This is a genomic window from Marinobacter sp. CP1, assembly GCF_001266795.1.
Lineage (GTDB): Bacteria > Pseudomonadota > Gammaproteobacteria > Pseudomonadales > Oleiphilaceae > Marinobacter > Marinobacter flavimaris.
Genome location: NZ_CP011929.1, coordinates 1,630,432 through 1,643,104 on the forward strand (window position 1 = coordinate 1,630,432; position 12,673 = coordinate 1,643,104).

At 56.5% G+C, this 12,673-nt stretch carries 9 protein-coding genes; 3 read left to right on the forward strand and 6 right to left on the reverse strand.

The features are described 5' to 3' along the window. Nucleotides 1–16: 16 nt before the first annotated feature. From ACP86_RS07690 to ACP86_RS07710, 5 genes are all read right to left on the reverse strand, one after another. Entirely contained in the window at nucleotides 17–556 is a 540-nt protein-coding gene (locus ACP86_RS07690; protein ID WP_008173036.1) for a ferritin-like domain-containing protein, read from the reverse strand. Between the two features lie 78 nt (nucleotides 557–634). Continuing rightward, entirely contained in the window at nucleotides 635–3,394 is a 2,760-nt protein-coding gene (gene acnA / locus ACP86_RS07695; RefSeq protein WP_053113232.1) for an aconitate hydratase AcnA, read from the reverse strand. Nucleotides 3,395–3,654: 260 nt separating this feature from the next. Continuing rightward, complete coding sequence (locus tag ACP86_RS07700; RefSeq protein WP_053113233.1) at nucleotides 3,655–5,175, reverse strand: methyl-accepting chemotaxis protein; 1,521 nt, start codon at nucleotides 5,173–5,175, stop codon at nucleotides 3,655–3,657. Next, a complete protein-coding gene (locus tag ACP86_RS07705; RefSeq protein ID WP_227507839.1) occupies nucleotides 5,172–5,831 on the reverse strand; it encodes an SCO family protein in 660 nt (219 codons plus the stop codon). The genes ACP86_RS07700 and ACP86_RS07705 overlap by 4 nt, the downstream gene beginning before the upstream one ends. A 97-nt stretch (nucleotides 5,832–5,928) precedes the next feature. Beyond that, nucleotides 5,929–7,752 carry an ABC transporter ATP-binding protein gene (locus tag ACP86_RS07710; protein WP_053113234.1) on the reverse strand — a complete coding sequence of 608 codons (1,824 nt, stop codon included), beginning with the start codon at nucleotides 7,750–7,752 and terminating at the stop codon, nucleotides 5,929–5,931. Between the two features lie 144 nt (nucleotides 7,753–7,896). Here ACP86_RS07710 and ACP86_RS07715 point away from each other — a divergent pair, with 144 nt between their 5' ends. Further along, nucleotides 7,897–9,351 carry a hypothetical protein gene (locus ACP86_RS07715; RefSeq protein ID WP_053113235.1) on the forward strand — a complete coding sequence of 485 codons (1,455 nt, stop codon included), beginning with the start codon at nucleotides 7,897–7,899 and terminating at the stop codon, nucleotides 9,349–9,351. A gap of 120 nt (nucleotides 9,352–9,471) precedes the next feature. On the opposite strand, the gene ACP86_RS07720 is transcribed toward ACP86_RS07715, so the two are convergent. Next, nucleotides 9,472–10,920, reverse strand: a complete 1,449-nt coding sequence (locus ACP86_RS07720) for a rhomboid family intramembrane serine protease (RefSeq protein WP_053113236.1) — start codon at nucleotides 10,918–10,920, stop codon at nucleotides 9,472–9,474. 322 nt (nucleotides 10,921–11,242) lie between these two features. Between ACP86_RS07720 and ACP86_RS07725 the strand changes: the two genes are divergently transcribed. Next, the gene (locus ACP86_RS07725) at nucleotides 11,243–11,683 is read left to right on the forward strand and encodes an OmpA family protein (RefSeq protein WP_014578618.1); all 441 of its coding nucleotides are present in this window, start codon (nucleotides 11,243–11,245) and stop codon (nucleotides 11,681–11,683) included. A 307-nt stretch (nucleotides 11,684–11,990) separates the two neighbouring features. Beyond that, nucleotides 11,991–12,644 carry a DUF2202 domain-containing protein gene (locus tag ACP86_RS07730; RefSeq protein ID WP_053113237.1) on the forward strand — a complete coding sequence of 218 codons (654 nt, stop codon included), beginning with the start codon at nucleotides 11,991–11,993 and terminating at the stop codon, nucleotides 12,642–12,644. The last annotated feature ends 29 nt before the right edge of the window (nucleotides 12,645–12,673 follow it).

Sequence of the window (12,673 nt, forward strand, 5' to 3'; positions counted from 1 at the left end):
CTGAAAACACGATAAATCAGCTGTCCAGCCCTTCCAGCAAGCCGGCCATATCGTCGGCGTGCTCTTCTTCCTGAGCCAGGATTTCCTCGATAATCCGCCGTGAGGTCGGGTCCTGATCGCCCAGATAACGGGCAATTTCGCGGTAGCTATCGATGGCAATCCGCTCCGCCACCAAATCTTCCACCACCATTTCCCGCAAGGTATCGCCCTCAACGAACTCGGCGTGGGACCTCGTTAAAAGACCTTCGGGCGAGAAGTTCGGTTTCCCACCCAACTGCACGATACGTTCGGCCAGCCAATCGGCGTGCTGCTGTTCCTGGTCTGCATGCTCCAGGAACTCCTGGGCAGCGACATTGGCGTTGATGCCGTCGGCACGGAAGTAATGGCTCTTGTAGCGCAGCGTGCAGACAATTTCGGTTGCCAGTGCCTCATTCAGGATTTTCACGACATTGTCGCGGTTGGCACCGTAGCCCTCGGTAAGCGCTCCTTCTTCGATGTGCTTGCGGGCCCGCTCTCTGAGGGTTTTCACGTCGGTCAGAAACGGTTGATCGGTCATAATGTCTCTCTCGTTTCTCTCATTGATCTCTTGAATTCGGCATAGCGGCCGCCCGCTATGCCATTTCACCCTGTCCACTCAGGCAGTGCGCAACATTTCCCGCACCACGTAATGGAGGATGCCGCCATGCTTGAAGTAGACGGCCTCGTTGGCGGTGTCGATGCGAGATTTCAGCTCGCAGGTCTCCGTGGATCCGTCCTTGTACTTCACCGTCATCTTGAGGGTCTGTCCCGGCTTGATCTCACCAGACAGGCCTTCGATGCTGATGGTTTCCTCACCGGTAAGCTTGAGGCTCTTGCGGTCCGTGCCTTCCGGGAACTGAAGTGGCATTACGCCCATACCGATCAGGTTAGAGCGGTGAATGCGCTCGTAGGATTCGGCCACCACAGCTTTTACACCCAGCAGACGGGTACCCTTGGCCGCCCAGTCGCGGCTTGAGCCGGTACCGTATTCCTTGCCGGCAATGACCACCAACGGCGTGCCGTTCTCCTGATACTTCATGGCGGCATCGTAAATCGCCATCTGTTCGCCCGTGGGCACGAATTTGGTATAACCGCCTTCCACGCCGTCGAGCATTTCGTTCCTGATACGCACATTGGCAAAGGTGCCACGCATCATGACTTCGTGGTTACCCCGGCGAGAGCCATAGGAGTTGAAGTCTTTCGGCTCAACACCGTGTTCCTGCAGGTATTTACCGGCAGGGGTGTCCGGCTTGAAGGAACCGGCCGGTGAGATGTGGTCGGTAGTCACCGAATCGCCCAGCAGTGCCAGTATGTTGGCATCCTTGATATCGTCAATCGCGTCCGGTTCTTCCTTGAGCCCTTCAAAGAACGGCGGATGCTGGATGTAGGTGGATTTATCAGACCACTCGTACACCTTGCTTTCCGGCACCTTGATGGACTTCCAGGTGGCGTCGCCATCGAAGACTTCCGCGTATTCCTTGCGGAACATGTCGGTTTTCACTTTCTCCACAGCTTCAGCGATCTCCTGCTGGCTCGGCCAGAGGTCCTTCAGGTACACCGGATTTCCATCCTTGTCGTTACCCAACGGATCTTTTGAGAGATCCAGGCGCACGTTGCCCGCCAGCGCATAGGCAACCACCAGGGGCGGCGATGCCAGCCAGTTGGTTTTCACCAGCGGATGCACACGGCCTTCGAAGTTTCGGTTGCCGGAGAGCACCGAGGCCACGGTCAGGTCACCATCACTAATGGCTTTCTCTACCGCGTCCGGCAGAGGCCCGGAGTTGCCGATGCAGGTTGTGCAGCCATAGCCGACGAGGTTGAAGCCGAGCTTGTCCAGATCGTCCTGGAAGCCACCCACTTTCAGATAGTCAGTGACGACTTTGGAACCCGGCGCCAGCGATGTCTTGACCCAGGGCTTGGTACTCAGTCCCTTCTGGACCGCTTTCTGGGCGATCAGGCCTGCGGCCATCATAACGCTCGGATTCGACGTGTTGGTGCAGGAAGTGATCGCCGCAATGACGACCGCACCCGGATCCAGCCGGCTTTTCTCGCCATTCATCTCAAGGGGCTGGCTGGCATGATGCTTGTAGCTGTCGTCAACGCCAACGGCGGTCTGACCACCCTCGGATTCAAGGTTGGCCTCACGGTTCTCGGCAGGCCCCTCGGCAGTTTCCATCAACAGCTCAAAGGAGGACTTCATGTTCTTCAGGGCAACACGATCCTGCGGGCGTTTGGGGCCGGCAAGGCTGGCCTCAACTTCGCCCATGTCGAGTTCCAGGTTGTCGGTGTACACCGGCTCATGGCCGGGCTCACGCCACAAGCCCTGGGCCTTGGCGTAGGCTTCCACCAGCTCCAGCTGTTCTTCCTCACGGCCGGTCAGGCGCATGTACTTGATGGTCTGCTCGTCTACCGGGAAGAAACCACAGGTGGCGCCGTATTCCGGGGCCATGTTGGCGATGGTGGCCCGATCTGCCACCGGCATGTCCTTCAGGCCGTCGCCGTAGAACTCCACGAATTTGCCCACCACGCCTTTCTTGCGCAGCATTTCGGTGACGGTAAGCACCAGATCTGTTGCGGTGATTCCTTCCCGAAGCTTTCCGGTGATCTTGAAGCCCACCACTTCCGGAATCAGCATGGAGACCGGCTGGCCCAGCATGGCGGCCTCCGCTTCAATACCGCCAACGCCCCAGCCAAGAATGCCCAGGCCGTTGATCATGGTGGTGTGAGAATCGGTACCGACCAGGGTGTCCGGGTAGGCGATGGTCTTGCCGTCCTGGTCCTTCTGCCAGACGGTCTTGCCGAGATATTCCAGGTTTACCTGGTGACAGATACCCGTGCCCGGTGGCACCACACGGAAATTGTCGAACGCCTGCTGGCCCCAGCGCAGGAACTCATAGCGTTCCTGGTTGCGTTCCATTTCGATGGCTACGTTGTCCTTGAACGAGGACGCGTCGCCGAATTTGTCCACCATTACCGAGTGGTCGATCACCAGGTCCACAGGCGACAGCGGGTTGATCATCGCCGGATCCTTACCGGCTGCCTTGACCGCTTCACGCATGGCAGCCAGGTCGACGACGCCGGGCACGCCGGTGAAATCCTGCATTAACACACGGGCAGGCCGGAACTGGATTTCAGTGTCGGAATGACGGTCCTTCATCCACTGCACCATGGCATCAATGTGGCTTCTGTCCACGGTGGTGCCATCCTCATTGCGCAGAAGGTTTTCCATCAGCACTTTGAGCGAAAACGGCAGGCGATTCAGGTCGCCGAGGGTGTCCGCAGCCTTGGGCAGGCTGTAGTAATGAAAGGTTTTACCGCCAGCATCCAGGCTGGAAAGGGTATTCAGACTGTCTTTACTGAGACTTTCGTTCGACATGTGGTGCCTCCTTTTTCGTCGTTATCCGCGTATTCCGGAAGGCTCTTTCGAAGCCCTTTCAGCAACGCATCGACCGGGAAAGCAATCCCATACCGGGCAATAGCCTGATGAAAGGACTCCACAGCGTGAAGTCACCTTTAACTATTGCAGCAATTAACGAGAGTTCAACCGCGGGCCGGTGAATGTTCGGCATCAGCGCGGTGAATATCAGACCAACGTCGGAGAGCCGGACGACTCTCCGACATCAGTTCCTGGAAGGTTTAGATGCGATACAGCTTCACCAGTTCATTCAGTTTTTCGGTGACCGCCTCAAGGTCTGAAGCCATGGTTCTGACCCGCTCCGCCTCGGATACCACATCGTTGTTCCGGTTGGCGATGGAATGAATATTCTCATTGATCTGAAGCGACGTGGCTGCCTGCTCTTCCGAAGCCGATGCGATCTGGTAATTCATTCGCGAAACCTCGCCGATGGCTGCTTCAACTTCGCGAATTGCCTCGCCGGTTTCTCGCATGGCCCGTGTTGACTCGGCAGAACGGGTCCGGCCCATCTCCATCGAAGCCTTGGTGGCTTCTGATATGTCGCTAAGTTCGCCGACGGTAGCCCGAATCTGGTCAGTAAATTCCTGGGTTCTCAGGGAAAGCGCCCTGACCTCATCCGCCACCACGGAGAATCCACGGCCATGCTCTCCGGCTCTTGCCGCCTCGATGGCGGCGTTCAGGGCCAGCAGGTTGGTCTGTTCGGAGATCGCATTGATAGAGCCGACGACAGAGGAAATGGATTCGATTTTTTCGCTCAGCTCATCAACCCGATTAGCACTGCTTTCAAGAGCTTCATCGGTAGACTCCGTGAGTTTCGACGCGTTAGCCATGGCCTCACCACCTCTGGTGGCGGCAGCAGAAGCATTGCTGGCCGCATCGGACGCCAACTGCGCGTTACTGGCGACTTCCTGGATACTGGCGGACATTTCATTGGTTGCCGTGGCCGCCTGATCAGTCTGAACCTGCTGCTCGTTGGCAATCTGCGTGGTTGTGTCACTGACACTGGTCATGTCATCAGCGTTTGAGCGAAGTTGTTCTGACAGCTCCCGGAGCCTGGAAATCAATTCGACAAACCGCTCCAGCATGTTATTGAACGAACCGGCCGTCACACTTTTGTCCGCGTCATCCAGACGTGTCGTCAGATCGTTGTTGGAATCGAATCCTCGAATAATCTCGATTATCTGGATCGACTGCTTTTGCTCCGCACCCATTCGAATCGCGAAGAACACCAGAATCGCCGCCTCGAAAACCACGAAAGCTGCGTGCAGAAATGCGATCGACCAGCTGCAGTCATAGTTGAAGATCATCAATGCCATGTTGCCAAAGGACGCACCGCTCAGCTGCAGGCCCGTCAACGCCAAATGATGAACAGCGATGGTACCTGCCGCGACCACCACCGGCAGCCAGTCCCGATAAATGATCACCAGAGCCAGGGCGGCAAAGATGTGGAAATGCATTTCAATGCGACCCAACTGCGCCTGGATCATGATGGCTGAGAAGAGCATCAGGCAGATTGCGAACAGTGACGACAAGGCCCTTGTTCCACGCATCGTAAAGAAGCCGGCAGTTGCAAGACCTCCCACCAGCAAAGACGCAATCAGAGCGAACATAGTGGTGCCATAGCCCATCGGCACCAGCAAGCCGACCACCGGAATATGAGCCAGAAGGATCAACAACATCTGGCGATCGGTGCGCTCCCGGATTTCAACTTCGTAAGACTGACTGTTTACTGCGCTCATCATTTGGAACTCTCGCTATTTTTGTCTTTTAGTAAGCGGCGAAGATCCTGTTCAACCAGCTTGAGATTCAGATCTGGCGTTGTGTAAACCAGCCTTCTGCGGAACTCTCCCGTCACTACATGCAGATGTGCGCTGTGAGCAATGAGATCATCCTCGGAACTACCCTGTTTAACGGCAAAATCGTTGTACGCTGAAGCCAGTTTTTGAGCGGCCCGGTGAGTTTCTGGCCGGTAGAATCTGAACACCTTCCCAAGACTCTCCATGGTCTGGTCAAGCACTTCCGGCGTGTCGTTTTCCGGGTCAAGGGTGACAAACAGGAATTCGACCTCAGCCCCATCCAAAAGCTGGCTCAACTCCATCAGATTGACCAATTGAACCGGGCAAACGGTTCCGCACTGGCGATAACCAAAGAAAATAACGGAAAGTCCGTTCTGCGGAGGCTGGTAGCCATTCAGGTTCTCTCCCGGCTCATCAATCGCCATCCCGTAAAAGCCGCTATTGTTCAGCAGCGACGGCATCACCGGGAGCGCAAGTGCCAAAAGGAAAGCTGCGGCGAAAAGCAGAATACTTGTCGTTTTCCTGTTCACTTTTCCTGTCCGTGAAAGATCCGCGCAAGTTTGCAGAGAAGTTTGAAACCGGGCTATGGGTGCATTACGCAACGTTTAGCCCCTAGAACTTGCATTTCCAATCTTTTACGGACGCAAAAAGCGACAGATCTTTTTTTGTTGTAATGAGAAGTAAACTTTAGGGACAGGATTACATCTGGCGCTCGCCATAAAGTTGGGCGTACAGCCCTTCTTTGGCAATGAGCTCGTCGTGGTGACCCTCTTCGATAATCCGGCCATCCTCGAAAACACAGGCACGATCTGCCTGTTTAACGGCGCTGAGGCGATGGGCAATGATCAGCGTGGTGCGCTGTTTGAGGAAAGCTTCGAGGTCCCGATGGAGCTGAAACTCTGTTTCCGCATCCAGAGCCGAGGTGGCTTCATCCAGGATCACCACTGAAGGCTCTGACAGGATCATCCGGGCAATGGCCAGGCGTTGACGCTGTCCGCCCGACAGGCGCACGCCCTGTCGGCCGATAACGGTATCAAGCTGGTCGTGCATTGCCGCAACCGTGCCGTCCAATTGGGCGATTCGCAGGGCATCCCAGAGCGCGGCATCGGGCTTGTCCCGGCCAAGGGTCAGGTTCTGGCGAACGGTATCGTTGAACAGCGCCGGGTGCTGAAGCACGGTCGCGACATGTTCACGAAGGCAGGGCAAGCCAATGCGCTCAACAGGCACTCCATCAATCAACACCTCGCCCTGCTGCGGTGTGTACATGCCGAGGATGACCTGAATCAGAGTCGACTTGCCGCCACCGCTGGCGCCCACCAGGGCCACTTTTTCGCCGGGCGCCAACTCCAGATTGATGCCCCGGAGCACCTGCTCCTCGCCATAAGCGAAATGGATATTGCGCAGGGTAAGCCCCACGGTATGACGGTCGCGGAACGGGTTCTCCAGCGCCGGATAGCGGGGCTCTTCTTTCAGATCCAGCAACCGGTTGATACGCCCGAGCGCCGCATTGGCGGCGAACCAGGCGTACTGCATGTTGAGCATTTCCTGAACCGGCGTCAGCATGAACCAGAGGTAGCCGAAAATGGCGAACATCATGCCGATGCTCAGGTCGCTGAACAGCACGGTTACCATCGCGGCGGCCCGGAACGCGTCGACGCCGAACTGGAACAGGGCAAAACTGGCCCGGCTGGCTGCATCGCTGCGCCATTCGAACTGGATCGCGTGGTCCCGCACGTTGCGGGCGCGGTCGATCAGCTGGCGAAGGTAATGCTTTTCCCGATTAGCCGCCCGCAGTTGGTGAATCGCATCCAGGGTTTCGGTCAGGTCGCCCTGGAAGTCTTCGTAAGCGCTGTTCTCCCGGCGCTTCAACTCCTTGACCCGCTTGCCGATCAGAATCGTGGCGAAGATAACCAGCGGATTGAACAGCAAAATGAGTAGGCCCAGCTCCCAGTGCACCCAGAGCAGGACCCCAGCGGTACCCAGCACTGTCAGGCTCGCCACCAGAAAACGGCTGATGGTGGTACCCAGAAACTGGTCTACGGTATCCAGATCGGTAATAAAGTGACTGCTGATTCCGCCCGAGCCGCGAGTTTCGTACTCGGACATGGCCACCCGTTGCAAACGCCCGAGCAGGCGGGACCGGATGCGGAACACCACATCCTTGGAAACCTTGGAAAATTCCCGGGACTGCAAAACGTTGAACGACAGTGCCGCCACACGAAGCAGAAATGCCACCACAACCATCAGGCCGATATAGACCACCGGTGTTTCCCAGCTCCCCGGCAGGAAGGAATCCATTACCGGTAACACAGGGCCAGGCTCGTCCAGCAGCACTTCGTCCACCAGAACCGGCAGCAGCAGTGGCACCGGCACACTCATCACGGTTGCCATGATAGCCAGCAGATTGGCACGCACCAGTCTTGGCTTGTGCTTGAGCGCAAGCCCAAAGATATCCCGCCAGGTGTACTGCTGCCGGGTTTCGCGAGTATCGATACCGGTTACGCTGTTTTGCGGGTGTTCCAAGCAACCTCCGGATAATCAGATGTGCCCGGTTGGATACGCCCGGGAACTGACAATAGTCTACCTGTTAACTGGTTTGCTGCGATCAAAACCGACATCTGTCATCATGAGCCAACGATTTTCTGATGGACCAGGACACAAGCACCTGTGAAACACGATTGCCACTATCACCCCGGCGACCCTGCCAAATGGCACTGTGGGGAGTGCCAGATTCACTACTGCAGCCGCTGCATGCCCGACGCCGATACCCGACAGCGTCGGGCCCTGTGTCCGCACTGCAGCAAGGCCATGCGATACCTGGGCGCCGCCACCGAAGTGGTCCCGTTTTGGCAGCGACTCGGCGCGTTCTTCCGCTACCCGTTCCATACCGATCCGCTGATCGTGATCGCCATCTGTACCCTGGTGCCGGTGGTAGCCCCCGCCAACCTGATTGGCATCCTGATCTGGCTGGTGCTTGCCCTGGCCCTGTTCAAGTACACCTATGCGGTGATTAACCACACCGCTGAAGGCCACCTGAAACCGCCCGCCGTGTCCGTCGCCTTCACCGGCAGTGGCTTTGATATTGTCATCCTGCAGTTGCTGGTCTTCGTGCTGATGGGCGGGCTGGTTGGCGCGGCTGCCATGCTCGGCGGCCCCATCCTGATGCTGCTGGCGCTGGCATTTGTCATTCTGGCATTACCGGCCAGCATCATGGTTCTGGCCATGGAACGCTCGGTGGGTGCTGCGGTGAATCCGATGAACCTGGCGGTGCTGATCTCGCGAATTGGCACCCCTTATTTCCTGCTCTACGGCTACCTGATCCTGCTGACCCTCGCCTCGGGCGCGGCCCAGGACTTTGCGGTGAATCACTTTCCGTTCTGGGTGGCCCAGCCCCTGGCCGGCTTCCTGAACAGTACCTTCACCCTGATCCTGTTCCACATGCTGGGCTACCTGCTGTTCCAGTACCAGGAAGAGCTGGGTTTTGCCTCGGATATCCAGGATGACACCACCGGGCAGGACACCCACCAGCGCGACCGTAGCGCCCGCTTTGATGCCGATATCGATATGAACCTGAAAGACGGCAACTACGATCGGGTGCAGAGCATGTTGAAGGAAGCTTTGAAGCGGGACCGGGATAACGCCCTGAGAATCGGCCAGCTGTACCAGCTACTCACCGCCCGCCAGGACACCGACGAACTCTACCGCTACCATCCACGCATTCTGGGCTGGCTGGCCGACCGCAACGACGGCGAAGGCATCGCCGATGTGCTGAATACGATCCAGAAAGCAGAACCCGGCTTCAAACTGGAGGATCCGGACCTTTCAGTGCGCTGCGCCAGGGCCTTGTATCACCGTGGCCAGTTCAAACCGGCCTTGCGAGTGCTTCAGGATTTCCACAAACGCTTCCCGGACAGCGAACAGCTGGCCCCAGCCTATCTGCTCGTCGCCCAGACCCTGGCCAACGGCTTGTCCCAGTGGGAAAAAGCGACGGCTTTCCTGACGTTTATTCAGAAAAAATGCGTGAATCATCCGCTGCATGAGCAGATTACGGTTTATCTGGAGCAGGCGCAGAATAAAGAGCCGCTGAAGGGACCGAAAGCAACGTTTTCTGCCCAGGACTGACGCAGGGTATGGGAGGGGCTTCCCAAAACCGTGCGGAGCCATGGATGGCGGAGCCGAGCGTACAGGGACGTATTCACAGCGTGTTTTGGGAAGCCCCTCCCATACCCTGCTGCCCCGAGGCTAGCCGGCCTGAAGAAGTTGACGATAATGACGAGCTTTGGGCGCCATCTGGCGCTTTTCAAACTCTTCCACAAGCAACCGACAGGCCTCGGTGGTCAGCATGTCATCGCCGGTGCTTTTCAATCGCTCAAAGGCTTTCTCGGCAGCTTTCAGATCATGCTGTTTCAGGCTGGTAAACAACACCCGGTTATGGTCTTGCGCCGATAACGGCTGATAGCTTTCCCCTTTACCCAGGTATTCCTGCCAAATCGCAATCATCTGCTCTGGCTGGCGCCGGCTGAGGGCATCGTTCATCAGCTCTTTGGCGCGATCACGATATTCGGGCAAGTCCGGGCGGAGTTTGGCCAACTGGTAAAGGTGTTCCAGCAGAATATGGCGTTCCGGATAGTGCTCACGAAGAGCCTCGAATTGCCGCCGGGCCAGATCGAACTCCATTCGGCCGAGGCTGGCCATGGCCTGGGCGTAACCGGTGGTAAACCGGGCATCCTGCTCTTCCTCTTCCGGTTCAAAAAATTCCTCTCGCACCTGCAGCCAGCTTTTGCCAAGCAGCCAGACCAGGCCGGCACCTGCGATCAGACCGCCAGCGTGGGCCATGTAGGCGATACCGGTGGCACCGGCATACCAGTAATCGTAGATTTCCTTGCCCACCCATACCGGTAACAGAGCAATAGCCGGAGCACGGAAATAGTTGAAGTAAACGCCGAGAAAATAGAAGAAACGGATCTTCTGCAGGCCATAGATGGCTACGTACATGCCCATCAGGCCGGAGATCGAGCCAGAGGCACCCACCAGGGGTACATAGCTACCCGCCGAAACCGCGGTAAACATCAGGCCGGACAAGGCACCGCAAACCAGATAGGCAATCAGGTACCGACCCGGCCCCAGGGCTTTCTCAACGGTGAATCCCAGCAGGAACAGGAAGATCAGGTTACCGATGATGTGGCCCCAGCCGCCGTGCAGAAACTGGTAGGTGATCAGGGTATACAGTGACAGATCGGCAGGAACCAGTCCCAACTGGTTGGCACTCAGCTTCTGGATGTACTGCTGCTCTATCGCAGTGCGCTGCTCCTGCCAACGGGCCCTTTCTGTCGGCGCCCAGATCACATCACGGTTCTGCAGCAGATACTGGTAGAACTCCCGATCCATCATCAGATTGATGGCCAGCCAGAAGGTTTCGTTCTCTTCCCGGAGCTGCTGAAACTGCTGTAGTTCGTATACCCGGCCTTCTTCACCCTGGAACTGGATTTGCCGTTGCAGGTAATCCTCGTAGGCCGGCGCCTCCAGCTCATGTAGATCGGCGGCCAGGTACTGTTCAACGGCCTGCTCGAGTTTCCGGCTGTCGTCCCCCTGATAAAACAGGAAAACCAGCAGGCAGGCCATGATCAGGCCCAGGGTGACCCAGGGCGGGCGTTTCCAGTTGATGGCGTTCTCGGCGGGGATAATCAGCATGGGCGGTCACAATTCATCATAATCTGTCCCTGAAAGTCTGCTTTTTACCACAGCCACGCCTTCTTTTCGCGCTCAAATGGAATCCAGCGCAAAGGTCGCTATGGGTCAATCCCGGAAATGTGGCACACCCCACAGAGTCGGAAAAGCCCGGACTACCGGTGAGACTGTCATTGGCGCGTCACACAAATGACATTAAATCATTTCCAGCGACGGACTGTGCCGGGACATGTATCGACTTTTCGCCAATTGCCGTTATTCCTGCTCCGGCCAATAGTGAACAGGAATAACAAGAAAAACCGGATACCGAACCAAGGATTTTCAGATGACCGTACTTGTATTGGATAACCCGGGCCTGATCGCCAATGCTGCGATGGCCGCAGGCTTCACCGCTGCCACTTACGATGCCGGGACCAGACGCCCGCACCGCATGAAGTTCCATTACGGCTTCAACAAGCACTCACTGGACAAGGATGACATTGCCTTCCTGCAACAGCACGCCGCCTACCTGAAGGAGCATCCTTCCGTGAGCGTGCGGATTCATGGCCATTCCGACAACTTCGGTTCGGAGGATTACAACCAGTTTCTGTCACGATTGCGGGCCAATGCAGTGGCGCGAAGTCTCATTCAGGAAGGCGTGGAGGAATCCCGGATTCTAATGCGGCACTGGGGCTCAGCGCGCCCTCTGGCAACGCCGGAAGACAGGGCTGCCAACCGCCGAGTAGAATTGGAATACATGGACATGGATGTCGCCCAGGCACTCTGAGCGGCAACACCAACCCCATAGGCCGCCCCCGGACTTACCGCGTAGCGGGGGCTGGATGCACCCTGCACAGGCGTGATGGAACACCCTGCAACCGCTGTCGGCGGCTTTTATGAAATCTTAATTATTCCGATTTCTGAAGCGGTAAACGGATCAATTTCATTAAAACTGAAATTATTATTCAATAAAAACAAGACTTTATTTACAAACTAGAAAGCAAACTTACATTTATTTAACGAACCTTTTGCCCGAATTCCTCGTCTTAGTCATGTATCCAGGGTTTAACTGTTACCTGACTAGAGAGGTCACTATGAACGCAAAAACCTTCACCACTGCCGCACTCATTGGTTCGATGTTCCTTACCAGCGCCACATTCGCTGCAGGCGGTCCGCGCAACAGCGACGGCGGGGGTCGATCGGCAGAAACTGCCGATTCGGAAGATCTGACCACCATTGAGGTGAGCGATCTGCAGTTCATGCGCGAAGAGGAAAAGCTGGCCCGAGACGTTTATCTCACAATGGACCAGTACTGGGGCGACAGAACGCAGGTATTCGCAAGAATCGCGCTGTCCGAAGAATCTCATACCAGCACCGTAGACTACCTGTTGAAAAAGTTTGATGTTGAAGACCCGGTAGTGAATGACACGATCGGCGTATTCACCAATCAGGAACTTCAGGCCCTGTATGACGAATTGGTTGCCAAGGGAAAAAACTCGTTTGTTGATGGCCTGTTCGTAGGGGGCCTGATCGAAGAGAAGGATATGAGAGATATTCTGGCTGCGATTAATCAAACCGATGAGCGCGCCATCATTCTTGCCTATTCCAACCTGCTGGATGGATCAAAAAGCCACCTGAAAGCCTTTGTAAGCGTGATCGAGGCACAGGGACTGACCTATGAGCCTCAGGTACTGGATGCGGAAGAAGTAGAGCTTATCCTGGAGGATGAGAGCCAGGTTGAAGACTGACCGGGTATAAAACCGGGTTGCTGAAAGCA

What these genes read in the sequence shown, in the direction of transcription:
- acnA (WP_053113232.1), bottom strand. Translation starts at nt 3,394, where the DNA reads ATGTCGAACGAAAGTCTCAGTAAAGACAGTCTGAATACCCTTTCCAGC.
- ACP86_RS07730 (WP_053113237.1), top strand. Translation starts at nt 11,991, where the DNA reads ATGAACGCAAAAACCTTCACCACTGCCGCACTCATTGGTTCGATGTTC.
- ACP86_RS07700 (WP_053113233.1), bottom strand. Translation starts at nt 5,175, where the DNA reads ATGATGAGCGCAGTAAACAGTCAGTCTTACGAAGTTGAAATCCGGGAG.
- ACP86_RS07720 (WP_053113236.1), bottom strand. Translation starts at nt 10,920, where the DNA reads ATGCTGATTATCCCCGCCGAGAACGCCATCAACTGGAAACGCCCGCCC.
- ACP86_RS07690 (WP_008173036.1), bottom strand. Translation starts at nt 556, where the DNA reads ATGACCGATCAACCGTTTCTGACCGACGTGAAAACCCTCAGAGAGCGG.
- ACP86_RS07725 (WP_014578618.1), top strand. Translation starts at nt 11,243, where the DNA reads ATGACCGTACTTGTATTGGATAACCCGGGCCTGATCGCCAATGCTGCG.